Consider the following 16,686-nt stretch of genomic DNA (forward strand, 5'->3'; position numbering starts at 1 on the left):
AGGGCTGGCCCGGGGTTATTGCCGCAGCGCGGGCGGTTTCGGTCCGCCAGTGGCCCAGTCGAGCAGTTCGACGGTGTGCACGACGGGCACGCCGGTGCCCGAGCCGATCTGCATCATGCAGCCGATATTGCCGGTGGCGATGATGTCGGGCGACTTGGCCTCGAGCGTCTGAACCTTGCGTGTCTTCAATTGCTTGGAGATGGCGGGTTGCATCAGGTTGTAGGTGCCCGCCGAGCCGCAGCAAAGATGCGCGTCGGCTGGTTCGACCACCTCGAAACCGGCCTTCTTCAGCAGGGTCTTGGGGTGGGTCTTGATCTGCTGGCCATGCTGGAGCGAGCAGGCGGCGTGGTAGGCGACGCGGGTGTCGCGGGGCGTGCCCTCGGGCAGGTCGAGCTGCATCAGGAGTTCCGAGACATCCATTGCGATGTCCGACACGCGGGCGGCGTCGCCGGCCAGCGGCTCGGTGCGGAACATGTGGCCGTAATCCTTGACGGTGGTGCCGCAGCCGGAGGTGTTGATGACGATGGCGTCGAGGCCGTCACCATCCATTTCCGCGGTCCAGGCGCGGATGTTGTGGGCGGCTGTCGCGTGGCTCTCGCCAGTCTTGCCCATGTGGTGCGTCAGCGCCCCGCAGCAGCCGGCACCCTTGGCCACGACCACCTCGCAGCCCAGCCGGGTGAGCAGGCGGATGGTGGCGTCGTTGATGTCGGTGTTGAGCGCCTTTTGCGCGCAGCCGGTCATCAGGGCGACGCGTTTCACCGGCTTGTCCCTGGCCGGGAAGGTTTGCGGGTCGTCATTGCGGCTGACGGGCGGGACATTCTTGGGGGCCATCTCGACCATCGCGCGCAGGCGCGCGTCGGGCAGGGCCCATTTGAAGGGTTTGGCGATCTTGGCGCCGAGCATGGCGATGCGGAAGCGGTTCGGGTAGGGCAGGATGCGCGCCAGTGTCCAGCGCAGGACACGTTCGAACATCGGGCGCTGGTAGCGATTCTCGATATATTCGCGGGCATGGTCGACGAGGTGCATGTAATGCACGCCCGAGGGGCAGGTCGTCATGCAGGCGAGGCACGACAGGCAGCGGTCGATATGCTTGACCGTTTCCGGGTCGGGGTCGCGGTCGTTTTCCAGCATGTCCTTGATCAGGTAGATGCGGCCGCGGGGGCTGTCCAATTCGTCGCCCAGCACCTGGTAGGTGGGGCAGGTGGCGGTGCAGAAGCCGCAATGCACGCAGGAGCGCAGGATCTCGTTCGAGCGCTGGATTTCGGGGGACTTGAGCTGTTCGGCGGTGAATTCTGTTTTCATTCAGTCGGCAATCATTTGTGCGGTGTAGAGCCCGAACCAGGGCAGGGTGGTGCCGGCGGCGGTCACGCCATAGGCGATGCGTCGGGGGCGCTGCGGCCGCGCGCTGGTGCGTATGGCCAGCATCACCAGCGACAGGACGGTGATCCAGGCCAGCCACGCCAGAAGAACGACGGCAAGCGCGCCGTAAGCGCCGTGCGCGCCGCCCCATTGGCGCAGGACGAAGGCGCCTGCGATCAGGGCGACGGAGACGGCCCAGAGCGCGGTGACGTAGCGCCGCGTGGGCGTCTGCCTGGCCAGCACCCAGAAGATGACCGGCCCGGCGAGAAAGCCGATGGCAAAGAGCAGGGCGTCGATCATGCGGCGCGGCCCATCAGGCCGGGGTTGAGGATGCCGCGCGGGTCGAAGCGCGCGCGCAGCCCGTCCTGAAGCGCGGCGACGGGGGGTGAAAGCGGCTGGAACACGCCGCCGGCCCGGTTGCCGCGGAGGAGCGTTGCATGGCCGCCCGCCGCGTTCACGGCGGCGCGGATGGTGTCGGCTTGGGTGTCTTGCGGGACGCGGAGCCAGACCAGACCGCCACCCCAGTCGTAAAGTGCCTCGGCCCCGTCGACCTGCGCCTTGATCCCGGGCGCGTCGGAGGGCTTGACGGACAGCCGCCAGATATCGCCCGGACCGTCGTGGAAACAGGCGACATCGCGGATATCCTGCCACAGGGTGGCGTTGGCGTCGGGGTCGGTCTCGATTTCGGCGGCGCCGAGGTCGGCCAGAAGGGTCTGGAGCTGACCTGCGCGATAGGCCACGGATTTCTCGAAGCCTTCGATGCGCAGGCAGGTCTGGGGACCGTCACCGGTCTGGCGGTGGGCGGCGCCTGTGATCTCGAACGGTGAGCCGAGCGCGCGGGAGAGGGCGGCAATGGCGGTGCTGTCGTCGAGACCCGGGAGCGTGATCGTGGCGGTGTGGTGGGATTTGGGAAGCACCTTGAGCGCCAGTTCGGTTAGCACGCCAAGGGTGCCGTAGCTGCCGGCCATCAGCTTGACGAGGTCGTAGCCGGTGACGTTCTTCATCACGCGCCCGCCGTTGCGGGTGACCTGCCCCTGCCCGTCCACAAAGCGGACGCCCAGGAGGAAGTCGCGCGCGGCGCCGGCCTGGATGCGGCGGGGGCCCGAGACGTTGGCGGCGAAGACGCCGCCGATGGTGGGCTCGCCGGTCGTGCCCAGAAGGCCGCGATGGTCCATCGGCTCGAACGCGAGGCGCTGGCCCTCGGCGGCCAGGGTCTTGCGCACCTCCTCGACCGGGGTGCCGGCCTGCACAACCAGCGTCAGCGCGCCCGGTTCATAGAGGGTCACGCCCGTCAGGCCCGCCGTGGTCAGCGGCTGGCCGTTGACTGGCACGCCGATGGGGCGCGTGCCGCCGCCCATGATGCGCAAGGGCTCGGAGGCGGAGGCGACCATCTCGGCCAGTTCGGCCTCGGAGGTGGGGGCAAGGGCTTTCATTGTTCCAAAAATACTCCGGGGTCCGGGGCAGGGCCCCGGGAAGGTCATTCAGCCGCGATCCGGCGGGTATCGGAGGACGCCAGCGGGAACACCTTGGCAGGGTTCAAGAGCCACTTGGGATCGAACACATCCTTGACGGCCATCTGGATTTCCAGGTCGGGCGGGTCGTATTGATGCAGCATCAGGTCGCGCTTTTCGATGCCCACGCCATGCTCGCCCGTAAGGCAGCCGCCGACTTCGACGCAAAGCTTCAGGATCTCGGCGCCCAGATCTTCGCAGAGTTCAAGGTCGCCGTCCTTGTTGGCGTCGAAGAGGATCAGCGGGTGCATGTTGCCGTCGCCCGCGTGAAAGACGTTGGCGACGTCGAGGCCGTATTCCTTGGACATCTCGCCGATGCGTTTCAGCACGTAAGGCAGTTCGTTGACCGGGATGGTACCGTCGAGGCACATGTAGTCGTTTATCTTGCCCATGGCACCGAAGGCGGATTTGCGGCCCAGCCAGATGCGCTTGCTCTCATCTTCGGACGAGGATTGGCGCAGCTCGACGGGGTCGTGCTTGCGGGCGATGTCCATGATGGTTTCGAGCTGCTCGTCGATCTCGGCGTCGGAACCTTCGACCTCGACGATCAGGAGCGCCTCGCAATCGGGGTAGCCGGCGCCGGAAAAGGCCTCGGTCGCGCGGATGCAGGGGCGGTCCATGAATTCGATCGCCACCGGCAGGACGCCGGCCTTGATGATGTCCGACACGCACTGGCCCGCGATCTCGGAGGAATCGTATCCGATCAGCACGGGGCGCGCGCCTTCGGGCTTGTGCAGGATGCGCAGGGTCGCCTCGGTGACGATGCCAAGCTGGCCTTCGGAGCCGCAGATGAGACCCAGAAGGTCGAGCCCCTCGGCATCGAGATGCGCGCCGCCGATCTGTGTGACTGTGCCGTCCATCAGCACCATGGTGACGCCCATCAGGTTGTTCGTGGTGACGCCGTATTTCAGGCAATGCGCGCCGCCGGAGTTCATCGCGATGTTGCCAGAGATGGCGCAGGCCAGCTGGCTGGAGGGGTCGGGGGCGTAGAAGAAGCCGTCTTCCTCGACCGCGCCGGTGACCGAGAGGTTGGTGCGCCCGGTCTGCACGCGGATGAAGCGGTTTTCGTAGTCGGTTTCCAGCACTTCGTTCATGCGGGCGACGCCAATGATCACGCTGTCCTCGGTCGGAAGCGCGCCGCCGGCGAGCGAGGTGCCCGCGCCACGCGGTACCACGGGCACGCCCATGTCGTTGCAGATCTTGAGGGTTTCGGACACCTCGGCCGTGGAGGCGGGCAGGACCACGGCCAGGGGCGGGCACTTGTAGGCGGTCAGCCCGTCGCATTCATAGGCGCGGGTTTCGGCGGGGTCGTGGATGAGCGCCTCGCGCGGGAGGAACGACGCCAGCCGGTCGAGAAGTTGCGACTTGCGGGCAAGGATGGTCGGATTGGGCTTTGGCATGTCCATGGCAGTCCTCCCGGTGGATTGGTAAGATAATATAACCAATTTTCGCCACCCGCAAGTGCGGCATCCGTGACGCGGTCACAAGAAGAATGCGGCCCGCACGCGGTTGTGAGTGCATGTGCCGCAGCGCTCGCCTATATTAACAGACATGAAGAGACTCGCCGCATTTTTCCTGGCCACCCTGTTGGCCGCGCCGGCATTTGCCGACGATCCGGAGGTTCTGGACGTGACCGTCGAAAAGGCGGGCATGGTCTGGAATATCCACGTGACGATTCGCCATCCGGACACCGGGTGGGACCATTATGCCGACGGCTGGGAAGTGCTGGATGCGGCAGGCAACCGGCTGGGCTATCGCGAGCTGATGCATCCTCATGTGAACGAACAGCCGTTCACCCGGTCGCTGAGCGGCGTGGTGATCCCGGACGGGACGCGCGAGATCTTCGTGCGGGCACGGTGTTCGGTCGATGGCTGGTCGGACTCGCAAAAGCGCGTGGCGCTGCAACCCTGACAGAATGAACGCGCCCAAGGGGCGCGTGCCGGTTTGTCTCGGTGTCGGACCTGGGTCCGACGCCTCGGCGGCCCGTGGCGGCGTGACGCGTTTTTTCCTAGCGCGGGGCGCGTGGCCGGTGGGGTGGTGCCTCCGGCGGGGATATTTTCGGCCAGAGGAAGCGGGGCGCGATTACTGGCGGCCTTCGCGGAGCCAGCCGCCGACGATGAGACCTGCAGCCAGCAGCAGCACCAGCCAGGCTGGCAGGAGCGGCGTCTGGGTGACCGAGCGGGTCTGGTAGGCGTTGCGGTCCAGGAGGCCGATCCAGCCGCGGCCTGACATGGCGCGGCCTTCGCGCACGGTGCGCACGCGGGGCGCGCCATCGGCCAGCGGGTGGATGCCGCCGCCGGTCTCAGTGATGTAGGAGTCCAGCGTTTCGGTGTCGGCGATGGTGTTCTCGAATTCCACCGGAGAGGCGGGGCCGAGGCCGATGACCGCCGTTTGATCGCCGTTTTCCAGCCGGTAGAGGCCGATGGAGGGGCCATCGAACAGCGCCTCGAACCGGCCCGGCGAAACCTCTTCCAGATCCATCTCGATCTGTTCGCCCTCGGGAGTGGTGATGATGACGGGACCGACGGTATCTTCCAGCGAACGGCGGACGATGCGCATCTGCTGGCCAGTGGCCTCGGCCCAGAGCGCCTCTTCTTCCAGTTCGGGTTCCTTCATCATCCAGTGAGCGAGACGGCGCAGGAGTTCGAGTTGTGGTCCGCCGCCCTCGAACCCGCGGTTCCAGAGCCAGGCGTGATCGGAGGCCAGAAGCGCCACCCGGCCTTCGCCGACGCGGTCGAGAGTCAGGAGGGGCCGGTCGCCCACGCCGGTCATGACGGTGTCGCCGGAGGTTTCCTCGACCTCGATCTGGCGCATCCAGCGGCCCCATTCGCCGCCGAATTCCTGTTCAAGACCTGCGGTGACCGGGTGGCGTTGGCCCAGCTCCGTGATGGAGGGGCTGTAGCGTTCCTCGAGCACGCGGGCGGTGGGGCGGCCGGGCAGGATCGCCTCGAGCGGGGTGCGGTAGAGGCTGTCGGCGGCGGCATAATCGGGGCCGGCGGCGATGAGGACCGCGCCGCCGCCTTCGACGTAGTTGCGCACGTTGTCGAGATAGAGCGAGGGCAGGATGCCGCGGCGCTTGTAGCGGTCGAAGATGATGAGGTCGAAATCGTCGATCTTTTCGAGGAAGAGCTCGCGGGTGGGAAAGGCGATGAGGGAAAGTTCGCGCACCGGCACGCCGTCCTGCTTTTCGGGCGGACGCAGGATGGTGAAATGGACTAGGTCGACGGAGCTGTCGGATTTCAGCAGGTTGCGCCAGGTGCGGCCGCCTGCATGGGGTTCGCCCGAGACGAGCAGCACGCTGAGCCGGTCGCGGACGCCGTTGATCTGGACGAGCGCGGTGTTGTTGCGGTCGGTCAACTCACCCTCGATGGCGGGGGTGGAGAATTGCAGCACGTTGCGGCCACCGTGGGGCAGGCGCAGGGGCAGGTCGATATCCTCGTTCAGGGGGACGTTGAACCGCTGCGGGTCCTCGCCATCGACCGAGACGTCGACGGGCACGGTGCCGGAGCCTTTGGGGGCGGCGCCGTCGTCGGTGATGCGCAGGGTCATCTGGATTTCCTCGCCGAGGATGGCGAAGGCGGGGGCGTTCTCGACCACAAGTTTGCGGTCCCAATCCTCTTCGCGGCCGGTGTGCAGCAGGTGGAGGGGCGCGGGCATGTCGGGGGCGCGGTCGAGATCGTGCAGGCGGCCGTCGGAGAGCAGGATCGCGCCGGCGATGCGGGCGCGCGGTTCTTCGGCCAACGCCTCGGACAGGGCGGTCATGAGCTGGGTGCCGGTGTTGTCGGCCCCGTCGGGGACGGTGATGCGGCGAAGCTCGGTGTTGTCGCGCGCGGCGATGCGGGCGGCGAGATCGTCGGCGGTGGATGTCGTGAGGGCCGCGCGATCGCCCAATGTCTGGCTGGCGCTTTCATCCTCGATCATCAGGACGATGTCGGTGAGCGGCTCGCGGTCCTCGGCCTGGTAGACGGGGCCCAGGAGCGCCGCGAGGACGACCAGCCCGGCGAGCGCGCGGAAGGGCCAGCCGGAGAGGCCGCGCCAGATGGCGAGCGCCGTGCCGGTCATCATCATGCCGGCGAGCGCCGCGATCAGCCACGGGTTCAGAAGCGGCTCGAAAACGATGCTGCCGGTCATTGGCCAAGCCTGTCGAGAAGGGCGGGGACGTGCACCTGGTCGGATTTATAGTTGCCGGTCAGCACGTGCATCACGAGGTTGACGCCGAAGCGGTACGCGAGTTCGCGCTGGCGTTCGCCGGCAAAGCCGCGGCCCACGGGAAAGAGCGGGTTGCCGCGCTCGTCCATGGCCCAGGCCGACGCCCAGTCATTGCCGCCGATGACCACGGGCGTGACGTTGTCGTTGAGGTTGCGGAAGGGCATCCCCTCGACCTGTTCGGCGTCGGCGGGTGCGGATTCGACCCAGACGGAGCGGCCGGTGTGGCGGCCCGGAAAATCCTGGAGCAGATAGAAGGTGCGGGTGAGCACGTGGTCCTCGGGGATGGGCTCCAGCGGGGGGATGTCGAGTGGGCGGGCAAGGCGTTGCAGCTTGCGGCCTGCGGGAGAGGAGGCGCCGAAGCCAGCGACATTGGCGTCGCGCGTGTCGAAGAGGATCATGCCGCCGGTGCGCAGGTAGTCGTTGAGCTTGACATAGGCTTCCTCGGACGGGATCGGCTGATCGGGGGAGATGGGCCAGTAGAGGAACGGGTAGACCGAAAGCTCGTCGGTTTCGAGATTGACGCCGACCGGGTCTGCCGGTTCCACGGAGGTGCGGAAGAAGAGGGTTTCGCCAAGGCCGCGCAACCCGGCCTGAGCGGCGTTGTCGAGGCTGCGGTCGCCGGTGATGACGTGGCCCAGAACGACCTCGGACGCGGCCATGAGGGCCTTTTCGTCGGCCTCGGTCATGGTGCCGTCCTGGGCGTCGGCCATCTGCGGGCTGAGCAGGAGTGCCAGAAGCAGCACGGAGAGGGTGGCACGGGCGGGCATGAGGCGGCCCGAAAGCGCCAGCGAGGCGAGGATGTCGGCCATCAGGATCAAGAGCGCGCCGGCGAGGAACCAGCCGCCGAGCGCGGACTCGGGCGGGCGGTCGAGGCCCAGGACGGGCAGGTCGGCAGGCCAGCTGACGGGGGTGAGCGTGGTGCCGGAGGGCAGCACGTTGAGCGCGAGGCGCCGGTCGGGGCCGTCGTAGAGACCCGGGCGGAAATCGGGGCCGGGGACATCCTCGACAAAGCGGGTGCCGTCGACGCCGGGCAGGGTGCTGGCATCTTCCAGAATGCCGGACCCCGAGAGGACCTGCACGGGCTGCCAGGTGGTGCCTTCCAACTCGGCCAGGTCGGGCAGGGCGAGGCTGGAGGAGATGGCCAGGCGTTCGAGCATCTGCACGAAGAGGCCAGAAAGAGGCAGGGTGGACCATTCGGCGTTGGCGGTGACGTGGAAGAGAACCACCTGGCCCTGTCCGATGCGTTTGCGGGTCACAAGCGGCGTGCCGTCGCTGAGCTGGGCGATGACCCGGTCGGCCAGCGTGGGGTCGGGCTGGGCCATGACCTGGGCGGTGACGGTGACGTCATCCGGCACGTCGAGGCCGAAAAACGGGCTGGATTCAGGAAAGGCGGCCAGTTCCTTGGGTTCGCCCCAGCTCATGGCGCCGCCGACAGAGCGGCCCCCGGCGCGCAGGCGGACGGGCATGAGCGGGTCTTCCTCGGTGCGTGAGACGTCCGAGGCGGCAAGGCGCGGCCCGGCGAAGCGCAGGAGCATGCCGCCACGGTCGGTCCAGTCGAGTAGGTCGGCTTGTTCCGCGCCCGACAGCGTGGCGACATCGGCCAGCACGACGACATCGGGATTGGCGGGGAGGACGTCGCTGAGGCTGCCGTCGAGCAGGTCGGCGGTAGGTTCGAGGGCCTGTTCGAGGTAGTGGAGCGGCGACAGGAGTTCGAGGCCTTCGCGGTCTTCGCGGCCGGCGATCAGGGCTACCTCGCGGCGCTTGAGGCTGTCGTCGGTGAGGGTGACGGCGCCGGCATGGGACTGGCCGGCGATTTCGAACCGGGTGAGGCGGGCGCGGAGTTCGGCGGGCAGGGACAGGAGCGTTGTGGCTTCTTTCGCGCCTGCGTCGAACGCCATGTCCTGAGTGGCCAGAAGGTGCTGGGCGCCGGAGGGGTCGCGGCCATGCGCCTCGACCGTGATGTCGCGGGCGGGGCCGGGATTGGCGCGGGTGGCGGTGAGGCGTAGGGCGTCGTCCTCGACCACCGCGGGGGTCAGGGCGTAGATCGGCACGGCGCTTTCATGAACGGTAACGGGGCCACGATCCTGCAGGGCGTCGAGCAGGGTTTGCCGGCCCTCGCGGGCCAGGCCGTCCGAGAACCAGCGGGTTTCGAAATTCTCGTCGCCCAGCAGGGTGGCGGCGTCCGCGTAGTCCTCGGGCTGGGGCGCCCAGGCGGCGGGGGCGAGGCCTGTCAGGCGGGTGCGCCACGTCTCGGCGGACTGGAAGACCGGCGTCTCGGGGTCGGAGAGTTGCAGGATGCCGACGGGGCGGGCGTTGCGCCCGGCCTCGGCCAGCAGGGAGTCGAGCAGATCCTCTTTCGCGGGCCAGTCGCGGGCGCTGGCCCAGCTGGAATCGAGCACGATCAGCATGGGGCCAGTGCGGTTGGCCTGGGCCTGGTCCTGCGGGTTGAGGATGGGACCGGCGAGGCCGATGATGACGGCAGCGACGGCCAGCATCCGCAGGAGCAGCAGCCACCAGGGCGTGCGGTCCGACACGCTGTCGTCGTCGCGCAGGCCCAGAAGGAGCGCCACACCGGGAAAGCGGCGGCGGATGGGGGCGGGCGGCACGGCGCGCAGGATCAGCCACAGGATGGGCAACGCGGCCAGCGCCACCAGAAGCCAGGGCGCGGCGAAACCGATGGGGCCGATGGTCATCGTCCGTGCCCCCCGTCGAACGCGTTGTAGAGCCACAGGAGCGCGGATTGCGCGGAGTCCGACGTGTGGTGCGTGCCGTAGAGCCAGCCGGTGGTGGCGCAGAGGTGCCGCAGGGCGTCCTTGCGGGCGGCGAGGCGTTCAAGGTAGCGGTCGCGCAGCTCGGATGCCTTGAGCGTTTCGTGCACCATGGTGCCGCCCACCGATTCGAAGATGGTGCGGCCACGGTAAGGAAAGCTTTCCTCGGCCGGGTCGAGGATCTGGTAGAGCACGCCGCGCACGCCGCGGTCGGCGGCAGCGGTCAGCGCGTTGCGTACCGGGTCGAGATCACCGAGGAAGTCCGACAGGAAGAGGGCGCGTCCGTGCGACAGCATTCCGGTGGTCTGGGGCGCGCCGTAATCGTCGGGGCCGTCCTGGCCCAGGGCCATGGCAAGGCGTTCGATCTGGGCGTCGCCGCGGCGCGGCGGCAGGTCGGCGCCCGAGAGACCGATACGCTCGCCCGCGCGATTGAGAAGGATGGCGATGGCCAGCGAGAGGAGGCGGGCGCGGTCGGCCTTTTGCGGCAGGGAGTCGTCGGACGCGAAGCGCATGGAGGCGGCGCCGTCGACCCAGAGGGTGACGCTTTGGGCGATCTGCCATTCGCGCTGGCGCAGGAATTGGGTGTCCGAGCGGGCGGAGCGGCGCCAATCGATGTGGCGCAGCTCGTCCCCGGCCTGCACCGGGCGGTATTGCCAGAAATCGTCGCCCATGCCCGCGCGGCGGCGGCCGTGTTCGCCCAGAAGGACGGTCCCCGCCAGGTGCTCTGCCCGCGCCAGGAGCGCGGGAAAGCGGGCGGCTTCGGCCTCGGACCGGGCGCGGAGAGGGGCGATCTGGCTCAAGCGGCGGCCTCGGTCCTCGTCACTTGGGCGACGGTGGCGGCGATGAGGTCGTCGAGGTTTTCACCGCGCGCACGGGCAGCGAAGTTGAGCGCCATACGGTGGGTCAGGACCGGCTGCGCCATGGCGGCGATATCGTCGGCATCGGGGGCCAGGCGGCCTTGGATCATGGCGCGCGCGCGGACGGTCAGCATCAGCGCCTGCGCGGCACGGGGGCCGGGGCCCCAAGCGACGTTTTCGCGCACCGTCTCGGACGAGGTTGCGTCGTCGGGGCGGAAGGCGCGGACAAGGTCGATGATCTGTTCCATCACCGCCTCGCCCACGGGCATCCGGCGCAGGAGGGTCTGCGCGGCGATGAGGTCTTCGGCGGTGAAAACCTGGTGCGCCACATCCTCGGTCGCGCCGGTGGTGGCCAGCAGGATCGCGCGCTCGGTGTCGCGGTCGGGATGGGGCACGTCGATCTGCACGAGGAAGCGGTCAAGCTGGGCCTCGGGCAGGGGATAGGTGCCTTCCTGTTCGATGGGGTTCTGCGTCGCCAGCACGTGGAAGGGCGGGGTCAGTGGGCGGTCCTCGCCGGCGACCGAGACCTGCCGTTCCTGCATGGCCTGCAGGAGCGCGGACTGGGTGCGGGGACTGGCGCGGTTGATCTCGTCGGCCATCAGAAGCTGGCAGAAGATCGGACCGGGAATGAACTTGAAAGCGCGGGTGCCGTCGGCGCCGGTTTCCAGCACCTCGGAGCCCAGGATGTCGGCGGGCATCAGGTCGGGCGTGAACTGCACGCGGTTCGAATCGAGGCCCATGACGACGCTGAGCGTTTCGACCAGCCGGGTCTTGCCGAGGCCGGGCAGGCCGACCAGCAGGCCGTGCCCGCCGCAAAGCAGCGCCGAGAGCGACAGGTCGACGACCCGTTCCTGCCCGATGAAGCGGCGGGTGATCGAGGCGCGGGCCTGGGCCAGTTTGTCCTCGAGGGCTTCGATCCCGGCCAGAAGGTCAGCGTCGTCGGTCATGGCAAAACTCCGGTATGGGCTATATCGCTTGGGTAGAGTGTATCGCGCGCAAGCAAAATGGCAAAAGCAATGAGCAATAAATCGGTCACAACCCCGTCAGCGGAAAGCCTTGCCGAAACGGCACGCAGGGAAGGCGGCAAAGGCCTGCCGCCTGTGCATCTTTGGACGCCCGAGTTTACCGGCGAGATCGACATGCGGATCGCGCGGGACGGGACATGGTACCACGAAGGCACGGTCATCGAGCGCCAGGGACTGGTGCGGCTGTTCTCGACGATCCTGAAGAAGGAAGGCGACCGCCACTACCTTGTCACGCCGGTGGAAAAGGTCGGGATCGTCGTGGACGACGCTCCTTTCGTGGCGGTGGATTTCGAGTTGGAAGGCGAGGGCGCGGCGCAGATGCTGGTCTTCGTGACCAACGTGGGCGATCACGTGCTGGCGGGGCCGGACAACGCGATCCGGGTGGAGCGTGACCCCGAGACAGGCGAGCCGTCGCCCTACCTGCATGTGCGGGCCGGGCTTGAGGCGCTGATCGACCGCAAGTCGTTTTACCGGCTGGTGGATCTGGGCGCGCACGAGGACGGCTGGTTCGGCGTGCGGTCGGACGGGGCGTTCTTTCCGATGATCCCCTCCGACGAGTTGCCGCCCTCGTAAACGCCCGGGGCAGCGTCAGCGCCTGAATGGTGTCGGACGCCGGTTGGCCGCGGCGCTGTCGACCACATCCTCGATGCGTTTATTGCGGGTTTGCGTGGTCCTGGCCGTCTTGATCCATTCGAGCGTGCCGCGCCGGACGCTGCGCGGCCAGTCATCCCAGACTGCCACCAGATCGCCCAGGGCGTCGGTCAGGTCGTCGGGGCGTTCGAGACGTTCGACATCGTCGAGGAACGTCCACATGCCGGAGTTTTGTGCGGCGGCTACGAGGGCCTCGCCGGCGGGTTGAAGCCGTCCTGCGGCGCGCAGGTCGTCGATTCTGGCCTTGTTTGCCGCGGACCAGGCGGACCGCGGATTGCGCGGGGCGATCAGGAGGCCGGTGCGGTCGTCATCCACCTTGCGCGGCTGGCTGTCGATCCAGCCCCAGCAGAGCAGTTCCGAGACGATGTCATCGTAGGGCAGGTGGAATGCGGTATGCTTGCGGAAGGTGACGAGCCAGACCGATGGCGCCGAGGCGTGATTGGCGGCAAGCCACGCGTGCAGTTCGTCAAGAGACCTGACCTCGATCCTTTCTGCGGTGTCTGCGGCGCGTTTGACCATGAAGCAATGGATACGCGGGGTCGTTGAAGGCGGATCTTGCAGACACAAAAAAACCCGATGCGGAAGGCATCAGGCGGATTGGCCTTTGAAGGCTCAGGAAGGGTAACCCGGGTCGGAACGGGCACCCGAAGGTGCCATGCCCCGACCCGGGAAAACGTCGAAGATTAGTACTTCGTCGTTACGGGCTCAGGCTCAACCGGAACCACGACTTCTTCTTGTTGTTGCTGTGCACAGGCGGCCAGGCCGACGGTTGCGATGAGAGCAGCAATCATTGCGATCTTGTTTTTCATGTGAACAAATTCCTTCCATGTCACGCGCCCGATACTGTGTTTGAACGCGATTTGTTGTCAACACAAGAGCTTGCGTAAAAACGCGAATCTCCGGCTGCTATGGCTTCTAGGACAGCATTTTTGTCACGTAAATGCCTTTTTGAGCGGGATTCCGCGATTTTCAGTGGGTTTGGCACTGTTGCAACTGTGCTACTTTTGCACTTCGCCTTGGAAAAGTCACTTTTCCGGACCGCGAAACGACCTATTGCGCGGGCGCTTGATTCCGGCAACTCGTGCTTGGTTCCAAGGCTTTATACCGGAGTCAGTGCGCTTCGGCCCAGTTGCTTCCCTGGCCTGCGTCGACCACCAGCGGTACGTCCAGATGCAGGGCCGGCCGGGCGGCCTCTTCCATCACCTTGCGGGCGGTTTCGATGACCTTGTCCTCGGCCCCGTCGGAGACTTCGAAGAGCAGTTCGTCGTGGACCTGTAGCAGCATGCGGCAAGGCAGGTCGGCGACGGCGTCGGGCATGCGAATCATGGCCCGGCGGATGATATCGGCGGCGGTGCCCTGGATCGGCGCGTTGATCGCGGCGCGGCGGGCAAAGCCGGCGCGCGGCCCCTTGGCGCCGATCTCGGGCGTGTGGATTTTGCGGCCGAAGAGGGTCTGGACGAACCCGTGTTCCTTGGCGAAGGCGACGGTTTCGTCCATGTAGGTGCGGATGCCCGGGAAGCGTTCGAAATAGCGGTCGATGAAGGCCTGCGCGTCGGCGCGGGGAATGCGCAGGTTCCGCGCGAGGCCGAAGCCCGAAATGCCGTAGATCACGCCGAAATTGATCGCCTTGGCGCGGCGGCGGATCTCGGGTGTCATGTCGTCCATCGAGACGTCGAACATCTCACTTGCGGTCATGGCGTGAATGTCCTGTCCGTCGCGGAAGGCGTCCTTGAGCGCCGGGATATCGGCGATATGGGCCAGGATTCGCAGCTCGATCTGGCTGTAGTCCAGGGCGACGAGGGTGTTGCCGTCCTCGGCTACGAAGGCCTCGCGGATGCGGCGGCCTTCCTCGGCGCGGATGGGGATGTTCTGCAGGTTGGGATCGGTCGAGGCGAGGCGGCCGGTGCTGGCCCCGGTCTGGACATAGGAGGTGTGGACGCGGCCCGTGTCCGGGTCGATATGGTCCTGCAGGGCGTCGGTATAGGTGGACTTGAGCTTGGAGACCTGCCGCCAGTCCATCACGCGGGCGGGCAGGTCGTGCTCGGTGGCCAGATCCTCGAGCACGTCGGCGGGGGTGGAATACTTGCCGTTCTTGCCGCGCTTGCCGCCCGGCAGGCTCATCTTGTCGAAGAGGATATCGCCCAGCTGGGCCGGGGAGCCGACGTTGAATTTCTCGCCGGCCAGTTCGTGTATCTCGGACTCGAGCCCGGCCATCTTCTGGGCAAAGGCGGCGGACATGCGGGAGAGCGTGTCCTTGTCGACCTTGATGCCGTGCCGCTCCATCTGCGCCAGCACGGGCACCAGCGGGCGTTCCAGCGTCTCGTAGACGGTGGTGACCTTCGCGCGGTGCAGCTGCGGCTTGAACGTGTGCCAGAGGCGCAGGGTAATGTCGGCATCCTCGGCGGCGTATTTCACCGCCTCGTCGATCGGCACGCGGTCGAAGGTGATGGCGGATTTGCCGGTGCCCAGGAGCTCCTTGATGGGGATCGGCGTGTGCGACAGGTAGCGTTCGGCGAGCGTGTCCATGCCGTGACCGTGCATCCCGGAATAAAGCGCATAGGACATCAGCATCGTGTCGTCGATGGGCGCCATGGCGATGTCGTAATTGGCCAGGATCTTGGTGTCGTATTTCATGTTCTGCCCGATCTTGAGGATCGACGGATCCTCGAGCACGGGTCTGAGCGCGTCGAGCGCGTCCTGCATCGGGATCTGGCCGTCGAGCAGGGCGTCGGAGCCGAAGAGATCATCCGCATTGCCGTCCTTGTGGCCGAGCGGGATATAGCACGCCTCGCCCGGGTCGATGGAAAGGCAGATGCCCACCAGATCGGCCTGCATTTCGTTAAGCGAGGTGGTTTCGGTATCCACGGCGACGTAGCCGCGGGCGATGATGCGGTCGATCCAGCCTTGCAGCGCGTCCATGTCCGAGACGCGCTCGTATTTCGCGGGGTCGATGGGCGGCCAGTCGGGGGCGCTGTCCTCGCCCGTGTCCAGTGCGGTGGGTTCCGGGATGGCGGGGGCCTCGACATCCAGCGCGTCGGCGATGCGCTTGGTCAGCGTGCGGAACTCCATCTCGGTCAGGAAGGCCAGGAGGGTGTCGGGATCGGGCTCGCGGACCTCGAGGTCGTCGAGGGTGAAATCGAGCGGGGTTTCGCAGTCGAGCTGGACGAGTTTCTTCGACAGTTCGATCTGCTCGCGCTTTTCGATCAGGGTCTCGCGGCGCTTGGGCTGCTTGATTTCCCCGGCGCGGTCGAGCAGTTCCTCGAGGCTGCCGAATTCGTTGATCAGGAGCGCGGCGGTCTTGATGCCGATGCCGGGCGCGCCGGGCACGTTGTCGACGCTGTCGCCGGCCAGCGCCTGCACGTCGACAACGCGCTCGGGGCCGACGCCGAATTTCTCTTCCACCCCTTCGCGGTCGATGCGGCGGTTCTTCATGGCGTCGAGCATTTCCACGCCGCCGCCAACCAGCTGCATCAGGTCCTTGTCCGAGCTGATGATGGTCACACGCCCGCCGGCGTCACGGGCCTGGACGGCGAGGGTGGCGATCATGTCGTCGGCCTCGTAGCCTTCCATTTCCTTGCAGGCGATGTTGAACGCCTCGGTCGCGCGGCGGGTGAGCGGAATCTGCGGGCGCAGGTCCTCGGGCATCTCGTCGCGGTTGGCCTTGTACTCGGGGTACATATCGTTGCGGAAGGTGTGGCTGCCCTTGTCGAAGATCACCGCGACGTGGGTGGGGGCGTCGGCACCGGTGCTGTCCTCGACATATTTCTGCAGCATGTTGCAGAAACCCGAGACCGCGCCGATGGGCAATCCGTCGGATTTGCGGGTGAGCGGGGGCAGTGCGTGGTAGGCGCGGAAGATGAAGGCCGAGCCGTCGATGAGGTGCAGGTGATGTCCCTTGCCGAATGCCATGTGCCGCGCCTTTCCTTGCTGTCGGAATACGTATCTCATGCCCGTCATGGCAGTTCCAGCCTGAGTTTTTGCCGGGGATCAGCCGGGGTGGAACCAGCGATGCGAGAGGGTCACGGCAAGGGGCGTTGGCGTCCATGTGCCGAAGAGGATGGGCATGGCATCGCGCGCATATCCGTTGATGGGGTGGGGAAAGCTTTTTGTTTAACAGTGGGTTGTCTGATTTTGCCGGATTTGGACACACAGATTTTCTGGCCTGACGGTGGACCGAACATCATGCATCAGGCACACTGGCAGGTGTAGGAAGGCTGATTTTTTTAAGAGATTTGAAGATGTGACGGCTGTATTACGGTCGGTCTTTCTGCACGAAACTTGAAACCTGTGGCGCCGGTCGAGCGCG

The 16,686-nt window shown here is 66.7% G+C and carries 13 protein-coding genes; 2 read left to right on the plus strand and 11 right to left on the minus strand.

Translation table 11 applies throughout. The features are described from left to right. Positions 1-15: 15 nt before the first annotated feature. The 4 genes from glcF to ACQY4V_RS18220 are packed head-to-tail and all read right to left on the minus strand — an operon-like array spanning position 16 to position 4,276. Complete coding sequence (gene glcF / locus ACQY4V_RS18205) at positions 16-1,302, minus strand: glycolate oxidase subunit GlcF (RefSeq protein ID WP_428514124.1); 1,287 nt, start codon at positions 1,300-1,302, stop codon at positions 16-18. After that, positions 1,303-1,659: a hypothetical protein gene (locus tag ACQY4V_RS18210; RefSeq protein WP_428514126.1), complete on the minus strand. Its 357-nt coding sequence runs from the start codon at positions 1,657-1,659 to the stop codon at positions 1,303-1,305. Further along, on the minus strand, positions 1,656-2,792 hold the full coding sequence (glcE, locus tag ACQY4V_RS18215; protein WP_428514128.1) for a glycolate oxidase subunit GlcE: 1,137 nt from the start codon (positions 2,790-2,792) through the stop codon (positions 1,656-1,658). The genes ACQY4V_RS18210 and glcE overlap by 4 nt, the downstream gene beginning before the upstream one ends. A gap of 44 nt (positions 2,793-2,836) precedes the next feature. Then, positions 2,837-4,276 (minus strand): FAD-linked oxidase C-terminal domain-containing protein, encoded by a 1,440-nt coding sequence (locus ACQY4V_RS18220; RefSeq protein ID WP_428514130.1) that lies wholly within the window; start codon positions 4,274-4,276, stop codon positions 2,837-2,839. A 145-nt stretch (positions 4,277-4,421) separates the two neighbouring features. Here ACQY4V_RS18220 and ACQY4V_RS18225 point away from each other — a divergent pair, with 145 nt between their 5' ends. Then, positions 4,422-4,781: a hypothetical protein gene (locus ACQY4V_RS18225; RefSeq protein WP_428514132.1), complete on the plus strand. Its 360-nt coding sequence runs from the start codon at positions 4,422-4,424 to the stop codon at positions 4,779-4,781. A 171-nt stretch (positions 4,782-4,952) separates the two neighbouring features. Here ACQY4V_RS18225 and ACQY4V_RS18230 read toward each other — a convergent pair whose 3' ends face one another. The 4 genes from ACQY4V_RS18230 to ACQY4V_RS18245 are packed head-to-tail and all read right to left on the minus strand — an operon-like array spanning position 4,953 to position 11,651. Further along, positions 4,953-7,001, minus strand: coding sequence for a hypothetical protein (locus tag ACQY4V_RS18230; protein ID WP_428514134.1), 2,049 nt, complete (start codon positions 6,999-7,001; stop codon positions 4,953-4,955). Further along, complete coding sequence (locus ACQY4V_RS18235) at positions 6,998-9,772, minus strand: DUF4159 domain-containing protein (protein ID WP_428514136.1); 2,775 nt, start codon at positions 9,770-9,772, stop codon at positions 6,998-7,000. Before ACQY4V_RS18235 ends, ACQY4V_RS18230 begins: the two co-directional genes overlap by 4 nt. Further along, entirely contained in the window at positions 9,769-10,647 is an 879-nt protein-coding gene (locus ACQY4V_RS18240) for a DUF58 domain-containing protein (protein WP_428514138.1), read from the minus strand. The genes ACQY4V_RS18235 and ACQY4V_RS18240 overlap by 4 nt, the downstream gene beginning before the upstream one ends. Continuing rightward, the gene (locus tag ACQY4V_RS18245; RefSeq protein ID WP_152490812.1) at positions 10,644-11,651 is read right to left on the minus strand and encodes an AAA family ATPase; all 1,008 of its coding nucleotides are present in this window, start codon (positions 11,649-11,651) and stop codon (positions 10,644-10,646) included. Before ACQY4V_RS18245 ends, ACQY4V_RS18240 begins: the two co-directional genes overlap by 4 nt. A gap of 69 nt (positions 11,652-11,720) precedes the next feature. Here ACQY4V_RS18245 and ACQY4V_RS18250 point away from each other — a divergent pair, with 69 nt between their 5' ends. After that, on the plus strand, positions 11,721-12,302 hold the full coding sequence (locus tag ACQY4V_RS18250; RefSeq protein ID WP_428514140.1) for a DUF1285 domain-containing protein: 582 nt from the start codon (positions 11,721-11,723) through the stop codon (positions 12,300-12,302). A 15-nt stretch (positions 12,303-12,317) separates the two neighbouring features. Here ACQY4V_RS18250 and ACQY4V_RS18255 read toward each other — a convergent pair whose 3' ends face one another. From ACQY4V_RS18255 to polA, 3 genes are all read right to left on the minus strand, one after another. Then, positions 12,318-12,899 (minus strand): YdeI/OmpD-associated family protein, encoded by a 582-nt coding sequence (locus ACQY4V_RS18255; RefSeq protein WP_428514142.1) that lies wholly within the window; start codon positions 12,897-12,899, stop codon positions 12,318-12,320. 164 nt (positions 12,900-13,063) lie between these two features. After that, the gene (locus ACQY4V_RS18260) at positions 13,064-13,189 is read right to left on the minus strand and encodes a hypothetical protein (RefSeq protein ID WP_261391446.1); all 126 of its coding nucleotides are present in this window, start codon (positions 13,187-13,189) and stop codon (positions 13,064-13,066) included. Between the two features lie 301 nt (positions 13,190-13,490). Next, a complete protein-coding gene (polA, locus tag ACQY4V_RS18265; RefSeq protein WP_428514145.1) occupies positions 13,491-16,289 on the minus strand; it encodes a DNA polymerase I in 2,799 nt (932 codons plus the stop codon). Between the last annotated feature and the right edge of the window lie 397 nt (positions 16,290-16,686).

This window comes from Roseovarius sp. (assembly GCF_965277045.1).
GTDB lineage: Bacteria > Pseudomonadota > Alphaproteobacteria > Rhodobacterales > Rhodobacteraceae > Roseovarius.